Here is an 18,376-nt window from a genome sequence, read left to right on the forward strand (position 1 = left end):
TCCTTCGGTGGCGGTCGGCTCCCTTCCACCCTGGTGGCACGACGGACCGCGCGCATCCCGGGGGCGGCACACGTCCGGGCCGGCCCCGAAGGGCCGGCCCCGAAGGGCCGGCCCGGATCAGCGGGACGAGGGGATCAGACGAGGTCGAACCGGTCGAGGTTCATGACCTTGTCCCACGCCTTGACGAAGTCCTTCACGAACTTCTCCTTGGCGTCGTCGCTCGCGTAGACCTCCGCGAGCGCGCGCAGCTCGGAGTTCGATCCGAACACGAGGTCGGCACGGGTGCCGGTCCACTTGACCTCGCCGGTGGCCGCGTCGCGGCCCTCGAACACGGTCTGGTCCTCGGACGTCGACTTCCACGTGGTGCCCAGGTCGAGCAGGTTGACGAAGAAGTCGTTGGTCAGGGTGCCGGGGGCCGTGGTGAACACGCCGTGCGACGTCTGCCGGTGGTTGGCGCCCAGGACCCGCAGGCCACCGACCAGGACGGTCATCTCGGGGGCGCTCAGCGTCAGCAGGTTGGCCCTGTCCAGCAGCAGGAACTCGGCGGGCAGGCGGTTGCCCTTGCCCAGGTAGTTGCGGAAGCCGTCGGCGGTCGGCTCGAGCGCGGCGAAGGACTCCGTGTCCGTCTCCTCCTGCGCGGCGTCCACGCGGCCCGGCGTGAACGGGACCTCGATGTCGAAGCCGCCGTCCTTGGCGGCCTTCTCGACGCCCGCGGCACCGGCCAGCACGATCAGGTCGGCGAGGGAGACCTGCTTGCCGCCGGTCTGCTCGGCGTTGAAGGACTCCTGGACGCCCTCCAGGGTGCGCAGCACCGTCGCCAGCCGGTCGGGGTCGTTGGCCTCCCAGCCGCGCTGCGGCTCCAGGCGGATGCGCGCGCCGTTGGCGCCGCCGCGCTTGTCGCTGCCGCGGAAGGACGAGGCCGACGCCCACGCCGTCGACACCAGTTCGGACACCGGCAGACCCGAGGCGAGGATCCGCTCCTTGAGGGCGGCGACGTCCGCGGCGTCGATCAGGTCGTACGTGCGCTCCGGCAGCGGGTCCTGCCACAGCAGGGTCTCGGCGGGTACCTCCGGGCCGAGGTACAGCGACTTGGGGCCCATGTCGCGGTGGGTGAGCTTGAACCAGGCGCGGGCGAAGGCGTCCGCGAACTCGTCCGGGTTCTCCAGGAAGCGCCGGGAGATCGGGCCGTAGACCGGGTCGAAGCGGAGCGCGAGGTCCGTGGTCAGCATCGTCGGCTGGTGGCTCTTCGACGGGTCGTGGGCGTCGGGCACGGTGCCCGCCCCCGCGCCGTCCTTCGGCCGCCACTGGTGGGCGCCCGCGGGACTCTTGAACAGCTCCCACTCATAGCCGAAGAGGATCTCGAAGAAGCTGTTGTCCCAGGTCGTCGGGGTGTTGGTCCACGTCACCTCGAGACCGCTGGTGATCGTGTCACCGCCCTTGCCGGTGCCGAAGGTGCTCTTCCAGCCCAGGCCCTGCTCCTCGAGACCGGCGGCCTCCGGGTCGGCGCCGACGTGGTCGGCGGGGCCCGCGCCGTGGGTCTTGCCGAAGGTGTGGCCGCCCGCGATCAGGGCGACGGTCTCCTCGTCGTTCATCGCCATGCGGCGGAACGTCTCACGGATGTCGCGGGCCGAGGCTATCGGGTCCGGGTTGCCGTTCGGGCCCTCCGGGTTGACGTAGATGAGGCCCATCTGGACGGCGCCGAGCGGGTTCTCCAGCTCCCGGTCGCCGGTGTAGCGCTCGTCGCCGAGCCAGGTGGACTCGGGGCCCCAGTAGACGTCCTCCTCCGGCTCCCAGACGTCGGCGCGGCCGCCGGCGAAGCCGAAGGTCGTGAAGCCCATCGACTCCAGGGCGACGTTGCCGGAGAGGATCAGCAGGTCGGCCCAGGACAGGCTCTTGCCGTACTTCTTCTTGACCGGCCACAGCAGGCGGCGGGCCTTGTCGAGGTTGGCGTTGTCCGGCCAGCTGTTGAGCGGGGCGAAGCGCTGCTGACCCGCGCCGGCGCCGCCGCGGCCGTCGCTGATGCGGTAGGTGCCCGCGCTGTGCCAGGCCATCCGGACGATGAGCGGGCCGTAGTGGCCGAAGTCGGCCGGCCACCAGTCCTGCGAGGTGGTCAGCACCTCGGCGATGTCCCGCTTCACCGCCGGGAGGTCGAGGGCCTGGAACGCCTCGGCGTAGTCGAAGTCCTCGCCGAGCGGGTTCGCCACGGCCGGGTTCTTGGCGAGGATCTTCAGGTTGAGGCGCTCGGGCCACCACTGGCGGTTTCCGCCGCCCTGGGTGGGGTGCGGGGCGCGCCCGTGCGCGACCGGGCAGCCACCCGCCTCCTCCGTCTTGGGGTCGGTGACGATCGCGTCATGGTTCTCGGTCATGGGAGTCCTTCCGGGCGAAGAGCTTCGCGCAGTTCAGGTACTGCGGGAGGTGGAACAGTCGGGGCACAGGCCCCAGAAGACGACCTCGGCCTCGTCGATCACGAAACCGTGTCCGCCGGACGCGGTCAGACAGGGCGCGTCGCCGACCGCGCAGTCGACGTCGGCGACGACACCGCAGGAACGGCACACCACGTGGTGGTGGTTGTCCCCGACCCGGCCCTCGTAGCGGGCCGGGCTGCCGGCCGGCTCGACACGGCGCACGAGCCCCGCCCCGGCGAGCGCGTTCAGCGCCTCGTACACCCCCTGCAGGGAGACGTGCCCTATGCGCCGGCGCACTTCGGAGGCGATCGCCTCGACTCCGAGGTGGCCGCCCTGGCGGACGGTTTCGAGGAGGGCGACGCGGGCCGCCGTCGCACGGAGCCCCGCACCGCGGAGCTCCTCAGCTGTGGTCGACGGCCGGGATGCGGTCATGCGCCGAACCTATAGGCCGAGACACGAATAATTCCAGAGAACGAACTGGTCCAGTCTTGGGTCGTGTCCGGTAACTGCGGGTGGCTCCCGGGTTGCGTGGCGCCGTCCGCGCCGACGCGGCGGCGGTGGCGTCGTGGACGAGCAGCCCGTCGTCGCGCAGGCGTGCGCCGGGGGTGGGGCTGTGCCGTGTGCGGCGTCCGCCGTGCATCAGGTGACGTACCGGCACGTGGCGGGCAGGGAGGGCCCGGCGACGATCCGTCGGCGGCACCGTCACCGCACGGATGACCGCACGTCACCGCGGCCGGTTCGCGGGCGACCCGTTCCAGCAGGGTGCCCATCGCGGCGACGAACCCGGGGTGCGGGTGCGGGCGGCGTGGCCGCGGAAGGACTCGTTGCGCCGGAGACGGTGTCGGGCGAGTCCGGCGGCGGTTCGCGGAAGCCGCCCGGGTTCCTCTCCCAGCGGTGGGCGATGCCCGCCTCGGGCAGCAGTGGGGTCAGCGCCCCCCGGTCCGCGGCGTCGTGACCGAAGGCCGACGACTCGCGCGGGGGCACGGCGCGCGCCTCCTCGCGACCGGGGTCAGGCGGCGGGCTCCAGGCGGACGCAGCACCGGCCCGGTTCCGGTGCCAGACGGGCCTCGAGCCCCGTTTCGCCGAGTCCTTCGAGGACTCCGCGCATCAGGTGCAGGTTCATGCCGCACACCGTCTGCGTGTGCGCGCGGGCCAGCGCGTGGAAGGGGCAGTTGCCGAGGACGACGGACCCGCCGTCGTGCCGCGGCTCGAAGCCGTACCGCTCCAGTACGCGCAGGACCTCCGTCCCGTCGCCGTCCGTCCCCAGCCGTACGCCCAGTTCCCGCGCCCTGCGGTGCAGTACCTCGCGCACGGGTTCCCCGCCGGTGCCGGATTCCTCCACGGCCTGGGCGAGCAGCCGGCCGGCGAGTTCGTAGCGCCGGTCCGGGAGGCTGACGGCGATCTGCGCGGCCGAGCGGCGGTAGAGCTTGGCCGGGCGGCCCGCGCCCGGACCGCTGCGTCCGCTGCGCCGGACGTGGAGCACGTCGAGCAGGTCCTCCGCGGCCAGGCGGTCCAGGTGGAAGGCCGCGGTCTGCCGGGCCAGCCCCAGGGCCTCGGCCGCCTCGTCCCGGCCGACCGGGTGGCGCCGGCCCACCACGTAGTCGTAGAGCCGCCGGCGGGTGGGCTCGTCGAGAGCGGCGATGGCCGAGATCGCGGCGGTGTCCTTGTCGCGTACTTCTTCCGTGTCGTCCACGAACACCAGTGTAAAAGCAACAGCCATTGACTAAAGAGCGGAACCGCGCTTCTATCGTCAATGAGAGTTGTCGATAGAAGAAAGGTGCGGGCCATGGCCTCCACAACCACGAGCGGCACGTCGGTCACGCCTCGGCGGGCCACGCTCACCGATCCCGGCTACCAGGCGTACGTCATCCTGCGCACCGGCTTCACCGTGGCGCCGGTCCTGTTCGGTCTGGACAAGTTCGCGAACCTCCTCGTGGACTGGCCCGCCTACCTCGCGCCGTGGATCGACGGCATCGTCCCGGGCGGCGCGCAGTCGGCGATGTACGCGGTGGGGGTGATCGAGATCGTGGCCGGCGTCGTCGTGGGCGTCGCGCCGCGCTTCGGGGGCTGGCTGGTCGCCGGCTGGCTCTCGGGGATCATCGTCAACCTGCTGACGCTGTCCGGCCACTACGACGTCGCGCTGCGCGACTTCGGGCTGCTGCTGGGCGCGGTGGCGCTGGCCCGGCTGGCCCAGCGGTACCACGGCACCGGTCCGACGGCGGTCGGTGGCGGTCAGTAGAGGACGCGAAGGGCTCCGGGCAGCACCCCGACCGTGACGGGGAGGACCGCGTCGACCTCCCCGTCCGTGCCGTAGGGGACGTCGCGGTCGGCCTCGATGCGGATCTCACTGCCCCGCAGGACCCGCACCTGGGGCCGGCGCACGTGGGCGCCGGTCCTGAGCTCGTTCATCAGGGCGAAGAACAGCCGCCGGGGCGCCTCCCCGATCATCACGACGTCCAGCAGGCCGTCGTCCACGCGGGCGTCCGGCGCGATGACGCGGCCGGAGCCGTAGTAGCCGGAGTTGGCGGCCACCACCGTGTAGCCGGTGTGCGGGTGCTCCTCGCCGTCGACGGTGACCCGGTAGCGGACGGGCCGCCAGGTCGTGACGGCCCGCAGGCCGCCCGCGTAGTAGGACGCGGAGCCCCGCAGCAGCCCGGACCGGTTGGCGTGGCGGTTGGCGAGCGCGTCCACCCCGGCGTACACGCTGCCGAGGACGACGGTGCGGTCGTGGACGGCCGAGCTGACCTCGAGGGTGTCGACCGGGCGCGGCTCGCCGTGGAGCAGGACCCGGGCCAGGGCCGCCGGATCCCGGGGCAGTCCGAGCGCGCGGGCGAAGTCGTTGCCGCGGCCGGCCGGGACCAGGCCGAGGGTCGCGCCGGTCCCGCTGAGCGCGCCGCCGACCCCGCCCGCGATGCCGTCCCCGCCGACGGCGAGGACGACCCGCCCCTCCCGCCCGGCCTCGCGGGCCAGTTCGCGGGCGTGGGCGAGGCTGCGGCTGTACTCGGTCCGCAGGTCGGCGCCCTCCTCCCGGAGGTGCCGGGCCAGGGCGAGCAGCGCGGCCGCTCCGGCGGCCGCGCCCGCGGTGGGGTTGACGACGGCGGTGAACTGTCGCATCGGGGTGCCTCCGGGCGGGCCGACGGGATGGGGACGGGCGGTCGGGGTTTCCGGGTCAGCCGGCGGGCAGCAGGACGCCGGGGTTGAGCAGCCCCACCGGGTCCAGTCGCCGCTTCACGGCGCGCAGGGCGTCGACGCCGAGCGGGCCCGCCTCTCGGACGTACCAGTCCCGGTGGTCGGTGCCCACCCCGTGGTGGTGGCTGATCGTGCCGCCGGCGGCGAGGATCGCCTCGCCCGCGGCGTGCTTGGCACGCGTCCAGTGCGCCACGGGGTCCTCGCCCCGGGCGCAGACCACGGTGAAGTAGAGCGAGGCGCCGTTCTCGTAGACGTGCGAGATGTGGCACATCACCAGGGGCGGGGTGCCGGCCCCGGTGAGGGTGGCGGTGAGCGCGTCGCGGACGGAGGCGTACAGCCCGGGGACGCGGGACCAGAACGTCGCCGTCTCCAGCGTCTCCGCGAAGGCCCCGGCGTCGAGGAGCGCGTCGCGCAGGTACGGGGCCGAGTAGCGGCCGTGCGCCCAGCGCCGGCCCGGCTCCTCGCCGAGCGGCGTGCCGCCGCACGCGCGCAGGACGGCCGCGGCGCGCTCCCCGCGGTACCCCGTGTCCTCCTCCGTGCCCTCGTACCCCGCGATCGCCGTGCAGCCGGCGGCCTGCCGTGCGCCGGAGCCGATCGCGTCGGGGTCCGCCAGGCCGATCAGCGTCTCGGTCTCGTCGGACAGGCGCAGCACGGTCGGCCGCGGTCCGTCCTGGGCGAGCCGGCGCAGTGCGGTGGTCCCCTCCTCGAAGGAGGGGAAGTGCCAGCCTTCGTAGCGGCGGGTCCGCGGGGCGGGGCGGACGCGTACGGTCACGGAGGTGATGACGCCGAACGCGCCTTCCGATCCGAGGACCAGCTGGCGCAGGTCCGGCCCGGCGGCCGAGCGCGGGGCGCGGCCGGTGTCGAGGGTGCCCTCGGGGGTGGCGAGGGTGAGGGAGAGCACCATCTCGTCGAAGCGGCCGTATCCGGCGGACGCCTGGCCGCTGGAGCGGGTGGCGGCGAAGCCGCCGACGGTGGCCCACTCGTAGGACTGGGGGAAGTGGCCGAGGGTGAAGCCGTGCCCGGCGAGGAGCGCCTCCGCCCGCGGGGCGCGCAGGCCGGGTTGCAGGGTGGCGGTGCGGGAGACCGGGTCGAGGTCGAGCAGGCCGTCCATGCGCCGCAGGTCGAGGGCGACGAAGGCACCGCGCCGGTCGGGGGCGAGGCCCCCGACGACGGAGGTGCCGCCGCCGAACGGCACCAGCGGCAGGCCGTGTTCGGCGCACACCCGCAGGACGGCGAGCACCTCGTCGTGACCGCCGGGCAGGAGCACGGCGGCCGGGACGGCGGTGAGGTCGCCCTCGCGGATGCGCAGCAGGTCGGGGGTGGACTTGCCGCGGGTGTGCCGGATGCGGGTCTCGGCGTCGGTGCGCACATGGGCCGCGTCGCCCAGGGCCGCGGTCAGGGCGCGGCGCGCGGCGGGCGGCAGCGGGCTCTCCGGGACGGTCAGGTCCTCGATGGCGAGGGGTCCGGCCTCGCGGGGCTCGACGCCGAGCAGATCGCGCAGCAGCCCGATCACCGTGTCGGGCAGCGGCGTCGCCTCGGCCGGGTCCCCCCAGCCGCTCCACAGCATGTCCATGGCTGTCGTCCTCACCGGTCGGTCGGAATGAGCGGGGCCGTCGGGGTCGCCCGGCGGCCGCCGTGGCGTTACACTGTGACACATGACGCCCATTCGTCACAACGGTTCCGGCGGTCCGGACAACGACGCGGTGCTCGACGCGGTGCGGGACTGCGTCCTGGCCGTCGGGGTCCGCCGCACCACCCTCACCGACGTGGCCCGCCGCGCCGGGGTCTCCCGGATGACGCTGTACCGGCGGTGGCCCGATGTGCGGTCGCTGGTCGGCGACCTGATGACCCGGGAGTGGATCGCGGTGGCCACCGGGGCGATCCCCGAGCGCGAGCCCGGTGTGCCCACCCGTGAGGTGATCACCGAAGGACTGGTGGCGGCGGTGCGCGCCTTCGGCGCCCACCCGCTCTTCCGGAAGATCCTCGACGTGGACCCCGAACTGCTCCTCCCCTACGTGCTGGACCGCCGCGGGGCGAGCCAGGAGGCCCTGCTGGAACTGCTGGCCGGCTCCCTGCGCGAGGGGCACGCCGACGGCTCGGTGCGCGCCGCCCACCCGGAGCGGCAGGCGCGGTCGGTGCTGCTGGTCGTGCAGTCCTTCACCCTGTCCCTGCGGACCATGACCGACGAGGACGACCCCGAGCTCACCTCCGAGGCGTTCCTCGGCGAGCTGCGCGACATCCTGGAGAGGACCCTCACCCCGTGAACTCCCCCGGTGGTCCCCCCTCCGCCTCGTCCCTGTCCGCCGGCCGGCGCGCGCGTGAACTGGCCGCCTCCGTCGGCGGCCCGGTCGTCGACGTGCTGGTCGTCGGCCTCGGTGCCACGGGCGCCGGGGCGGCGCTGGACGCCGCGGCGCGCGGGCTGGACGTGGTCGCCGTCGAAGCCCACGACCTGGCCTTCGGCACGTCCCGGTTCAGCAGCAAGCTCATCCACGGCGGGCTGCGCTACCTCGCCTCCGGACGGCTCGGCGTCGCCCACGAGAGCGCGGTCGAACGCGGGGTGCTGATGGAGCGCACCGCACCCCATCTCGTACGGGCCCAGCCGTTCGTGCTGCCCCTCACCCCGCTGGTCTCGCGCGGTCAGGCCGCCCTGGCGCGGGCCGGGTTCCGGGCCGGCGACACGCTGCGCCTGGCCGCCCGCACGGCCCGCGCCACCCTGCCCCCGCCGCGCCGGATCGGCGCGGTGGAGACCCGTCACCTCGCGCCCGCGCTGCGGCACGACGGACTGCGCGGCGGCCTGCTGTCCTGGGACGGCCGGCTCACCGACGACGCCCGGCTGGTGACCGCCCTGGCCCGTACGGCCGCGGCGCGCGGCGCGCGGATCCTGACCCGGGTCCGGGCCCTGGAGCTGACCCCCACGGGCGCCCGCGTCCGTGACGAACTCACCGGCGAGGAGGGCGGGATCCGCGCCCGCGCGGTGATCAACGCGTCCGGTGTCTGGGCGGGCGGCCTCGTCGACGGCGTCCGGATACGGCCCTCCCGGGGCACCCACCTCGTCCTGCGCCCCGAGAGCCTCGGCCCCCTGACCGCGGGCCTGCACATCCCGGTCCCCGGGGAGAGGGACCGCTTCGTCCTCGTCCTGCCCCAGGACGACGGCCGGGTCTACGTCGGCCTCACCGACGAACCCGTGGACGGCGACATCCCCGACGTCCCCCGGGCGCCCGAGACGGACATCGGCTTCCTCCTCGACGTCCTGTGCTCCGCCCTGCACGCGCCGGTCCGCCGCACCGACGTGGCCGGCGCCTTCGCCGGACTGCGGCCGCTGCTGGACACCACGGCGGCGCGCCCGGGGACGGCGCCGAGGACCGCCGACCTCTCACGGCGCCACGCGGTGCTCACCTCCTCCGAGGGCGTCGTCACCGTCGTCGGCGGCAAGCTCACCACGTACCGGCGGATGGCCGAGGACGCCGTCGACACCGCCGTCCGCGTCCGGGGCCTGCCGGCCGGCCCGTCCCCCACCGCGTCCCTGCCCCTGGTGGGCGCCGCGCCGCCGCACGTCCTCGCCGGACTGCCCGCGCCGCGCCGCCTCGTCCGGCTCTACGGCACCGAGGCGCCGGCCGTCCACGCGCTCGCCGCGCGGCACCCCCGGCTGGGCGAGCCGGTGCTGCCCGGGTATCCGGTCACCGGCGCCGAGCTGCTCTGGTCCCTGCGCCACGAGGGAGCGCTCGACGAGGAGGACGTGCTCGACCGCCGTACCCGCCTCGGACTCGTCCCCGCCGACCGGGCCACGGCGCTCGGCGCGGTGCGCGAGCTCGTGGCCGGGGCGCTTCCACGAGGCGGTTGAGCACGGGGTCAGCGTTCGTGGACGCCGACCTCGCGGAGCGAGTACCCCCACTCGGTCCCCCGGTCCAGGAACTGGACACGGACGTGGCGGGCCGGTGCGGGGGTGAACACGGCCGTGTCCAGGCCGCCGTCGCCGGACGTCGTGGACCGGACCGTCCGCCAGTCGGTGCCGTCGGTGGAGAGGTCGACGCGGTACGCCGTGCCGTACGCGCGTTCCCAGTCCAGGGTGACGCGCCCGACCCGGTGGGTGGCGCCGAGGTCGACGCGGAGCCACTGGTCGTCGCTCCAGTCGCTGGCCCAGCGGGTGCCCCGGTCGCCGTCCACGGCCCGGCCGGGCGCGTAGCTGGTGAACGGGTTCCACTCCGTCGAACTGGCCGTGGCCGGTGCGCCGGCGGCGAGGTTCACCCCGGTCCGGTGCCGTTCGGAGGCGCCCCAGGTGTCGAGGTAGGACTCGGCTCCCCTGAAGAGGTCGTCCACCACGTGCTGCCCGCCGACGCGCCGGATGTCCTCGATCCAGTCGGGAACGAGGCCGTAGTGCGCGGCGCCGTCGGTGTTCAGGTCCCAGGTGCGCTCACCGGTGGTCTGCCGGTCGAGGACGGCGCCGCCGTCGACGCTGCGGAAGGGGTAGGTGACGGCGTCGGGCGCGTCCGCGCCGCGCGGGGCCGGCCAGCCGCCGACGCCGTTCATGTCCGTGCCGTAGCCGTAGCCGACGCCGTACTCGTCGCGCAGCGCCCCGGTGCGGTCCGCCTCGGCGACGAACTCCTCCGAGCCGTGCATGTACTGGGCGACGAACCCGCCGAGGCCGTAGACCCGTTCGGTCCAGTCGAGGTCCATCCAGCTGTGCGAGGAGAGCACCCCCGGGTAGGACTCGGACTCGAAGACGTCGAGCACCCGGCCGGTGGCCTTGACGCTCATGTGGTCGATCTCGAGCATCATGTTGCGCTTCATCATGCCGCGCACGGCGTACTCGCCGAGTTCGGTGAGCCCGCGGACGTTGCACCGCGCGTCCTCGTCGTACGACGGGACCTCGACGCCCGCGGGGAGCTCCTTCTCGGCGCCGGGCGCGGAGGCGAGCCCGATCGGGTTGTCGGCCTGCGGCCCGGTGCACTTCTCGGTCTGCCAGAAGGTACCGGTGGACAGGAACTGCCCGACGTTGATCGCCGTGCCGAGCGCGCCCTCGTCGAAGCGCACCCCGCACAGCGCGTTGTCGAACTTGTGGCACAGGAACATGCTGCGCACGCCGAGTGCGTACAGCTCGTCGAGTCCGGCGTCGATGTCGGCCCTGTCGCACTGCGCGACGTCCAGGACCTGCTTGCACCCGAACGGTTCGGAGGTCTCGACGCCGAGGACGACCGCGAGCTTGCCCTGCGCGACGACGTCGCGGGCCTGCGCGCTGTCGGTGACGATCCGGAACCAGCCCTTGCCCGGCCCGCCGTACATCCCGTCGACGTAGGCCTGCAGGTCGTAGGTCAGCTTCGCCTGCAGCCGGATCGACGTCATCTCGTCGCAGCTGCGGTCCTTGAAGAAGTACACGGAGCAGATCACGCCGTTGGTGACGAGGTCGTTGACCAGCACCCGCTGCCCGCCGCGCCAGGCGCGTTCGATCCAGGCGTAGTAGTTCTGCTGGTGGGTCAGGGAGTCGTGCGCGGGCCAGTCCTCGAACGTGGGCCAGCCGACCGGATCGTGCTTGCCGTCACCGCCGCCTGTGATGAAGTCGAAGAGGGCGAGCGAGCCGTCGGGGTAGTGCTCGGGGCAGTCCTTGAGCGCGTCGGCGATCCCCTTCGCGGAGAAGGCCTTGCCGCAGATGAGCCGGCCGCCGAACGCCTCGTTGGACATGATGTGGTTGTGCGCGTCGACGAACCCGCGCACCTCGCCCGCGGCGTTCGTGCCCTTGAACGGCTCCCCGGTGACGCCGATCCCGGAGTCGGGCGCGGGCCGGGCGACCGGATCCCACCAGTCGCCGCCGGCGGCGGAACTGGACGTGGGCACGAGGGCCGCGGCCAGCACGAGGAGGAGCAGCGATACGACCCCGAGGTGTCGTCGGGTGCGGTACGTGGCCATTACGCACGTCCCTCCGTCGTGGAATTGTCATGACCGGTGCAAGGCCATGGGGCGAGAATCGCTACTGGCGCGTACGGCGTCAAGTGCGCGCGCGTCACCCGTCCGCTCCGGGCCCCTCACGAGAAGCCGCGGGACCGTGGCATCACCCCGTGGCTCTCGGCCTCTTCGTCGACGACTTCGGCGACCGGGTCGCCCGGATCGCCGCGCGAGGGCTCGGACCCGTGCGGCGGAAGACCTGCGCGAACGGCGTCCGCAAGGCCACGCACCGGGATCCCGTCGGGAACGAGTCCGGCTTCGGCGGGGCGCCCGCCTGAGCCGTACGGCCCGCAGCCGCGAGGGCCGCCGGGGAAGGGCGCCCGGACCGGCCGGACCGTGTGCCCCTTCCCCGCCGGACCCGCGGTCCTACGTCATGAGCCGCGCGTCCGCCCAGTCGGCGTGGTCGGAGTCGACGCCGTCCCCGCCGTCCGTGACCCGCAGGGTCAACCGCTGGACGCCGGTGACGTCGAGGTCGATCCGCCGGACCTCGTCGGTGCCGTCGAGCACCTCCGTGACCGCCGCAACCCTCCCGTCGGCGAGGACCTCGAAGGACACGCTGCCCTTGCCGCCGACCTCGTCGTCGACTCCCACGGCGGCCGTGAACCTCCGGTAGCCGCCGCCCAGTTCGACGACGACCTCGGAGGCGGCGTGCACACCGAGTCCCTTGTCGTACTCCGTGCCCCGGATGCTCAACGGCCCGCCGTCGGCCGGGTCCCGTTCGCCGTTGGACAGGTCGCGCTCGACGGGTCCCCATCCGTTGCGCTCGGTGGTGAACGGCAGATCACTCACGTAGTCGACACCCGGCGGGGACACGAACACCCGGACCGTGCGCTCGACACGGAGCACTCCGGTGCCCGGCCGGCCCGGAGCCCGGTACTCCGCGCTCACCACCAGCTCATGACTGCCGTGGCCCACGTCCTGCGGCACGCTCACCGTCCAGTCACCCGACAGATCGCGGCCGACGGGCAGTTCGGCGGCCGCGGGATCGTCGCCCCGCACCGTCCAGCCCTCGGGGGCCCGCAGCGACAGCCTGACCTCCGTGGCCGGCCCGGCGTCCTCCACCGCGAACCGCCCGGTGACGCCGACGGAGGCGCCCGGGTCCGCTTCGGTCCTCGCCGGCCCCGCGGTCAGCGAGGTCAGCGGCAGCCGCGTCACCGGCCGGTCGCAGGTGTCCCGCCCTGGCACGGCCCGGCAGACGACTCCGGCGAAGCCGCCGTCTTCCACCACCGGCACCTTCAGGGTGTCCCGGCGGGTGACGACGTGCCGTTCGCGGACCAGTCCGCCGTCGCCGCCGTCCCGTACGACCTCGGCCAGCCAGCGTCCGCCGCCGAGGAAGTCCAGCGCCACGTCCTGCGTCCCGGCCGGCCCGGAGGCGACGCTGCCGAGGAACCAGCGGTCGTCGTGGCGCCGGGCGAACGCCGCCCCTTCACCGGGCCGTCCGGACAGCAGCCGCGACTCGTCCCACACGGTCGGCACCTGTTCCAGGAACCGCTCCAGCTCGGGGCGTTCCCGATAGGCGTTCACCGACCCGGCGAAGTTCTGGAAACCGGACTCGTAGACCACGGACAGCGCGAGTTCGGCCGCGTCGGAGACGGTGCGGGTGCCGAACTGGAACGCCATCGGGGTGTAGTCCATCGAGCCGACGGCATTGCGGGTGTACGGCAGCGTCGTCAGCCCGTCGGCGGGGACGTTGCCCTGCTCAGCGCCGTAGACCGCCTCCAGGGTCATCACATGCGGCCAGGTCCGCTGGATGCCCTTGGGCAGGGTGGCGCCGTGGAAGTTGACGAGCAGCTTCTCACGGGCCGTGTCCCGGAGGATGTCGTCGTACCACCGGAAGCGCTCCTGGGAGTCGGAGTCCATGAAGTCGATCTTCAGTCCGGCGGCGCCCCACTTCTTCACCCGGGGCAGGAACTCGGCGCGCTCCGCCTCGGTGTCCAGGTCGCTGTAGTGCACCCACAGCAGCACGCCCACGCCCCGCTCACGGGCGTAGTCGATCAGCTCGGGCATCCAGTCCGTGGTCTTCCAGCCGTCGTCGACCAGGGTGTACGGCCAGCCGTGTGCCGCGCTGTAGTCGACGAAGCGCTGCTGGACGGCGAGGCTGCGCTGGGCGGCGGCGAACCCGTCCAGCCAGGACCAGGCGACCTTGCCGGGCCGGATCCACGAGGTGTCCTCGATGCGGGAAGCCGGGGCGAGATCGTCGACCAGGGTGGATTCGGTGACGGTGGCGAGGTCGCCGATGACCGCCGTTCGCCAGGGCGTGGCGAGCGGTCCGGTGGACGTGACGGAGGCGTCGGCCAGGCGCACCGCGTACTCTCCGCTGCCCTCCTCGTGGACGAGGCGGCTCGCGTCGTAGCGTCCGTCGACGTCCGATTCGGTGAGCAGGGCGTAGGTGTCGCCGACCTGGAAGAGGGACGGGTACGCGTAGGAGCCGTCGGCGGCGCCCGCCGCGGTGGCCGGGGCGTAGAGGCGCTCGTAGTTGGGCGTGTACGGCGTGAGCCAGGCGCGTGCGGAGCCGGGGAGCCGGAACGCGGACGCCTCGCGCTCGACGGTGACCTCACCCTCGCCGGGCAGTACGTAGCGATAGGCCACGCCGTCGTCGGAGACCCGGACGAGCAGGTCGAGGCGGGCACCGCCCCGGCCCGTGAAGGAGAACCGGGTCTCGGTCATGCGGGCGGTACGGCGGAGCTGTTTGCCGGTGGTCATGGTGTAGTGCTCGGTTACCCGCCGGGTGTGCCGGGAGGCGAGCCGCAGATCCGAGGTGAGGTCGGCGTCGGCGGTGACGAGGCCGACCGGAGCGGGTTCGAGCACCGTGGTGGCGCCCTTGCGGGCGGCCAGGGTCACCGTGCCGTCAGCGGCGTCCAGACGGACGACGGCGGTGACGCCGTCCCGCTGCTCGCGGGGCTGGTGCACGGTCCAGCTTCCCCCGCCGCGTCCGACGGCGTGCGCCGGTGCGGTGAGGGTGCCGACGGCGAGCATGACGCCGAGGAGAAGGGTGAGACAGGCGGGGAGGAAGGTCTGACGCGAACCGCCTGGCGACGTACGCGACGGTCTGAGCACGGATGGGCCTCCGTCCAAGAGATGTGACATCGTTGTCATCCTTGGTTCCGTGAGATCCCTTCCCTGCTGTCGGCTCTTCAATCTCCGCCGCGCACGCGGCAGTCGGCCGGAACTACCCCTTGCCGCCCCTCTCGTAGTGCAGCGAGATGGAGCGCAGGACGTCGGCGGAGGAGACGTCGGTGCGGCCCTCGTCGTGGATCTCGGCGAGCTGGACGAAGGCGAAGGTGAGCGCGGAGGTGATCTGCACGATGGCGGGGCCCAGCTTCTCGGTGACGATGTCCGCCACCTCGCGCGCGCTCGCGTCGGCCGGCAGCTGGATCCGCGGCAGCATCTCCTCCAAGAGCTGGGCGACGGCCCCGCTCCCCGTCATGTCGGCGTCCGGGTCCGCGCGGAGCCGCCGCCGCATCTCGAGGGCCTCGGTCAGGATCCCCACACCCCGCTGCATGATCTCCCGCTGCTCCATGGGTCCAGCCTAGACATGGACTGGCCCGGCCGAACCGCTTCCGACTATCATCCTTTACCTGCGTGAATGAGAGCTTCATCCCATCGAGGGCGGCTGCCGCGTGCGGGTGTCCTCGCCCGAGTGAGTGATCCATGTCCCGCACCGGCCCCACGGACGACGGCGACGAGCTTCTGGTCAGGCTCGGGACGCTGACGGCACAGGCGCGTGCGCTGGCGGAGGTGCAGCGCTCCCGGGTGGAACTGGCCGTCGCCCTGCAGCGCGGCATGCTGCCGAGGGGGCTGCCGGTCGCCGACGGTGTGCGGCTGGCCGTGCGGTACTCACCGGCGTACCAGGGTCTCAATGTCGGCGGTGACTGGTACGACGCCTTCACCATGCCCGACGGCCGGATCGGTCTGTCGATCGGCGACGTCCAGGGGCACAACATCGAGGCGGCCGCCTTCATGGGGCAGGTCCGGGTCGGGCTCCGGGCGCTCGCCTCCGTCGACAGCGAACCGGGCGAGCTCCTCGCCCGGACCAATGAGCTGCTGCTGTCCCTCAGCTCGGATCTCTTCGCCACCTGCACCTTCATGCGACTCGATCCGGTCACCCGGCTGCTGGAGAGCGCGCGGGCCGGGCATCTGCCGTGCGTGTGGGCCACCGCGGACGGCCGGTCCGGGGTGACCGGGGACGAGGGAGGTCCGCCGCTGGGGGTCCTGTCCGGGGCGGTCTACCCCGTCACCCGCTACCGGCTGGACACGGGCGGGGTGTTCGTGATGCTCACCGACGGGGTCGTGGAGGGCCCGTCCATGCACCTCGACGAGGGACTGGACCAGGTGGTGCGGCTCGCCGGCGTCGCGGCTGTCGCGCGCCTGGACACGGACGCGCTCGCCGCCGCCGTGATCAAGCAGGCCGAGCGGGTGGGGCACGACGACGACGCGGCCGTCATGGTGATCGGGCACGACGGACCGGCCACTCCGCCATAGGGCCGCAGACCCGCGCGTCCCACCTCGCCGACGCGGCGGCCTCGGTGTCTGATGGCTCGTGTGGTGGCCCGCCAGGATCTTCGCGCACCGGCCGTCTTCGTGCTGGAGACGCTGGCCGTCGCCGCCTGCTACTACGCGGGGGGACGACTGGGGCTGCTGCGCGAGCTCCACATCGACGGTGCGGTGGTCTCGCCCATCTGGCTGCCGACGGGCGTGGCCGTCGCCTGTCTGCTGATCTTCGGGCTGCGCTGCTGGGTGGGCATCGCACTCGGCGCCCTGCTGGTCCTCCTGCACCTCACCTCGCTGCGGCCGTCCTCGCTGGGCGTCCTCGTCGGCAGCACCGCCGCCCCGGTGTGCGGCTGTCTCCTGCTGCGCGGGGTGGGCTTCCGCACCGATCTCACCCGAGTGCGGGACTGTCTCCATCTGGTGTTCCTCGGCGCCTTCGCGGCCATGCTCATCAGCTCGGCCATCGGCGCCGGCCTCCTCGTCGCCACGGGCGACCTGCCGGCGCGCGACGTCTGGCGGGTGGGACTGGCATGGTGGGTGGGCGACGCGATGGGCGTGCTGCTCGTCGCCCCGCTGCTGCTCCTGCTGTACCGCGTGCGCGCGCCGGTGCGCTGGTCGAGGTGGCGGGAGGCGGTGGGTCTGGCGGTGATCGCGGGCTGCCTCGTGCCGCTGGCGACGTACAGCCGGGCCAGTCTGCTGTTCGTCATCTACCCGCTGCTGATCTGGGCGGCCCTGCGGTTCCAGCTCGGGGGCAGCATGGTGTGCGCCCTGTTCGCGTCCGTCATGGCCACCGTCGCGGCGACCGACCACGTCGGACCGTTCGAGCACCTGACCGAGGTGGAGGTCCTGGTCAACCTTCACGCGTTCAACGGGGCGCTGGCCCTGACCGCGCTGCTGCTCTCCGCGGTGATCACGGAGCAGCGCAACACCCGGCGCTCCGTGGAGCGGGCCTGTCAGGAGTTGGTCGAGGTGCTGGAGCATCTGACGGCGGGGGAAGCGGCGGCGCGGCCCTCGCGGGACGAGGGCGGACGGCCGCGGAACACGGACTGACCTTCCTCGCCCCCGCCGCCCCTTCCCGTCCCGGCCCTGGAGGGCTGCGCCCCCCGGACCCCCTTTCGGCCCTGAACGGGCCTCGTCCTCAAACGCCGGACAGGCTGGAATCAGCCCCTCCGGCGTTTGAGGAGCGGGGTCCGGGGCGGAGCCCGGGGTCGGGACGGAAAGGGGCGGCAGGGGCGAACACAACGTGCCGAGCGCGTCCGAGTACGCCGACTCCCCTGCCGTCCCGGGTCGTTCGCCCGCGCGGCCGGGCGGGCCGCTCACTCGCCCAGGGAGTCCGCGTCGCCCATGACGATCACCGGATGCCGGTCCGGGTCGAGGGTGCGCAGGAGTTCCTCCATGTGGCGCTCCGAGAGGCTGACGCAGCCCTGGGTGGGCCCCTGGTGGTCGACGTGCAGCCAGATGCCGCCGCCCCGGTCGGCACCGAGCGGACGGGTCCGGTCCAGCGGGGACGTGCCCGGCACGCGGTTGTAGTCGATGGCGATGACGTAGTCGAAGGAGCCTTCCAGCGGTTCGCCCTCGAAGCCGGTGCCCGCAGCCGTGAACCCTTCCGACCGGTCGTACGGCAGCTCGGTGCCGGGATCGGGCAGCAGCCCCCCGGCGTCGGTGAGGGTGAACACGCCGATGGGCGAGCGGAGGTCGCCCGCCCGGTGGTCGTCGGTCCAGCCCCTGAGGGCGTTGTGCGCGGGCCATGCCGGGCCGCCCTCCCATCCTGAGCCGGTGTGCTGGTACAGCACGGCCCGGGAGCGGTTGGCGTCCTTGTGGCGGCCGGTGACGACGACCACCTGGCGGGCGTTCGCGGGAATCCACGCCCGGGTCCGGGGGCCGAGGCCGGGGATCCGGGTGAGCGGTCGTGTCTCCGCCCCGGTACCGGGCCGGCCCTGTGCGGTGTTGGCGGTGCCGGGCGCGGTGTCGGCGGTGCCCGGCGCGGTGCGGGCCGTGCCGGGCGCGCCGGCCGCCGGGACGTCCCGCGTCGTGGTTCCGGTGCCCGCTCCGCATCCGCTCAGCGCCGCCAGCACGACGAGGGCGGCCGCCGCCCACGCCGCCCGGCCGCGCACACGGAGAGAGGCACCGGCCCGCCGCCCGGCACGGTACGGAGCACGGTGCCGCGGACGGGGCGGGCAGTCGATCGATGAAGCCATGTCCCCAGCCTGACTTCGACTTCCCGGAATCGCGTCAGCTCCCCGCGCGAGTCCGCCGAAGTCCCCCATCTGCGCTGCCCGGGAGGAGCGCGGGAGAGCGTCCGTCCGGGTGACGGGCCCGCACTCCGGGTGGAGTACGGGCCCGCCGGACGGAGCGGC

At 73.6% G+C, this 18,376-nt stretch carries 15 protein-coding genes; 6 read left to right on the forward strand and 9 right to left on the reverse strand.

The genetic code is table 11. The annotated features are described in order from the left end of the window. Positions 1-134: 134 nt before the first annotated feature. The 3 genes from katG to AB0A94_RS16345 form a co-directional block, all read right to left on the reverse strand. Positions 135-2,366, reverse strand: a complete 2,232-nt coding sequence (gene katG / locus AB0A94_RS16335; protein WP_361744756.1) for a catalase/peroxidase HPI — start codon at positions 2,364-2,366, stop codon at positions 135-137. Between the two features lie 33 nt (positions 2,367-2,399). Then, positions 2,400-2,837, reverse strand: coding sequence for a Fur family transcriptional regulator (locus tag AB0A94_RS16340; protein ID WP_361744758.1), 438 nt, complete (start codon positions 2,835-2,837; stop codon positions 2,400-2,402). A 577-nt stretch (positions 2,838-3,414) separates the two neighbouring features. Further along, the gene (locus AB0A94_RS16345; protein WP_361744981.1) at positions 3,415-4,104 is read right to left on the reverse strand and encodes a transcriptional regulator; all 690 of its coding nucleotides are present in this window, start codon (positions 4,102-4,104) and stop codon (positions 3,415-3,417) included. An 87-nt stretch (positions 4,105-4,191) separates the two neighbouring features. On the opposite strand from AB0A94_RS16345, the gene AB0A94_RS16350 reads away from it, so the two are divergent. Then, the gene (locus AB0A94_RS16350; RefSeq protein ID WP_361744760.1) at positions 4,192-4,644 is read left to right on the forward strand and encodes a hypothetical protein; all 453 of its coding nucleotides are present in this window, start codon (positions 4,192-4,194) and stop codon (positions 4,642-4,644) included. Here AB0A94_RS16350 and AB0A94_RS16355 read toward each other — a convergent pair. Both AB0A94_RS16355 and AB0A94_RS16360 read right to left on the reverse strand, forming a co-directional pair. Further along, entirely contained in the window at positions 4,638-5,519 is an 882-nt protein-coding gene (locus AB0A94_RS16355; RefSeq protein WP_361744762.1) for a YegS/Rv2252/BmrU family lipid kinase, read from the reverse strand. The two genes, AB0A94_RS16350 and AB0A94_RS16355, sit on opposite strands and share 7 nt — an antisense overlap. 55 nt (positions 5,520-5,574) lie before the next feature. Continuing rightward, positions 5,575-7,167 (reverse strand): FAD-binding oxidoreductase, encoded by a 1,593-nt coding sequence (locus tag AB0A94_RS16360; RefSeq protein WP_361744764.1) that lies wholly within the window; start codon positions 7,165-7,167, stop codon positions 5,575-5,577. 82 nt (positions 7,168-7,249) lie between these two features. Here AB0A94_RS16360 and AB0A94_RS16365 point away from each other — a divergent pair, with 82 nt between their 5' ends. Both AB0A94_RS16365 and AB0A94_RS16370 read left to right on the forward strand, forming a co-directional pair. Further along, positions 7,250-7,858, forward strand: coding sequence for a TetR/AcrR family transcriptional regulator (locus AB0A94_RS16365; protein ID WP_361744766.1), 609 nt, complete (start codon positions 7,250-7,252; stop codon positions 7,856-7,858). Further along, complete coding sequence (locus tag AB0A94_RS16370) at positions 7,855-9,435, forward strand: glycerol-3-phosphate dehydrogenase/oxidase (RefSeq protein WP_361744768.1); 1,581 nt, start codon at positions 7,855-7,857, stop codon at positions 9,433-9,435. Before AB0A94_RS16365 ends, AB0A94_RS16370 begins: the two co-directional genes overlap by 4 nt. An 8-nt stretch (positions 9,436-9,443) precedes the next feature. On the opposite strand, the gene AB0A94_RS16375 is transcribed toward AB0A94_RS16370, so the two are convergent. Further along, complete coding sequence (locus tag AB0A94_RS16375; protein WP_361744770.1) at positions 9,444-11,495, reverse strand: discoidin domain-containing protein; 2,052 nt, start codon at positions 11,493-11,495, stop codon at positions 9,444-9,446. Positions 11,496-11,644: 149 nt separating this feature from the next. On the opposite strand from AB0A94_RS16375, the gene AB0A94_RS16380 reads away from it, so the two are divergent. Then, the gene (locus AB0A94_RS16380) at positions 11,645-11,809 is read left to right on the forward strand and encodes a hypothetical protein (protein ID WP_361744772.1); all 165 of its coding nucleotides are present in this window, start codon (positions 11,645-11,647) and stop codon (positions 11,807-11,809) included. Positions 11,810-11,897: 88 nt separating this feature from the next. Here the strand turns inward: AB0A94_RS16380 and AB0A94_RS16385 are convergent, their stop codons facing one another. Together AB0A94_RS16385 and AB0A94_RS16390 are read right to left on the reverse strand one after the other, a co-directional pair. After that, entirely contained in the window at positions 11,898-14,507 is a 2,610-nt protein-coding gene (locus AB0A94_RS16385) for a glycoside hydrolase family 97 catalytic domain-containing protein (RefSeq protein ID WP_361744774.1), read from the reverse strand. A gap of 193 nt (positions 14,508-14,700) precedes the next feature. Then, complete coding sequence (locus AB0A94_RS16390; protein WP_361744776.1) at positions 14,701-15,051, reverse strand: hypothetical protein; 351 nt, start codon at positions 15,049-15,051, stop codon at positions 14,701-14,703. A 131-nt stretch (positions 15,052-15,182) separates the two neighbouring features. On the opposite strand from AB0A94_RS16390, the gene AB0A94_RS16395 reads away from it, so the two are divergent. Then, on the forward strand, positions 15,183-16,013 hold the full coding sequence (locus AB0A94_RS16395) for a PP2C family protein-serine/threonine phosphatase (protein ID WP_361744778.1): 831 nt from the start codon (positions 15,183-15,185) through the stop codon (positions 16,011-16,013). Positions 16,014-16,064: 51 nt separating this feature from the next. After that, positions 16,065-17,069, forward strand: coding sequence for an MASE1 domain-containing protein (locus AB0A94_RS16400; RefSeq protein WP_361744780.1), 1,005 nt, complete (start codon positions 16,065-16,067; stop codon positions 17,067-17,069). A 266-nt stretch (positions 17,070-17,335) separates the two neighbouring features. On the opposite strand, the gene AB0A94_RS16405 is transcribed toward AB0A94_RS16400, so the two are convergent. After that, the gene (locus AB0A94_RS16405) at positions 17,336-18,217 is read right to left on the reverse strand and encodes a L,D-transpeptidase family protein (RefSeq protein ID WP_361744782.1); all 882 of its coding nucleotides are present in this window, start codon (positions 18,215-18,217) and stop codon (positions 17,336-17,338) included. Positions 18,218-18,376 lie beyond the last annotated feature (159 nt).

The organism is Streptomyces sp. NPDC044984 (assembly GCF_040646935.1).
GTDB lineage: Bacteria > Actinomycetota > Actinomycetes > Streptomycetales > Streptomycetaceae > Streptomyces.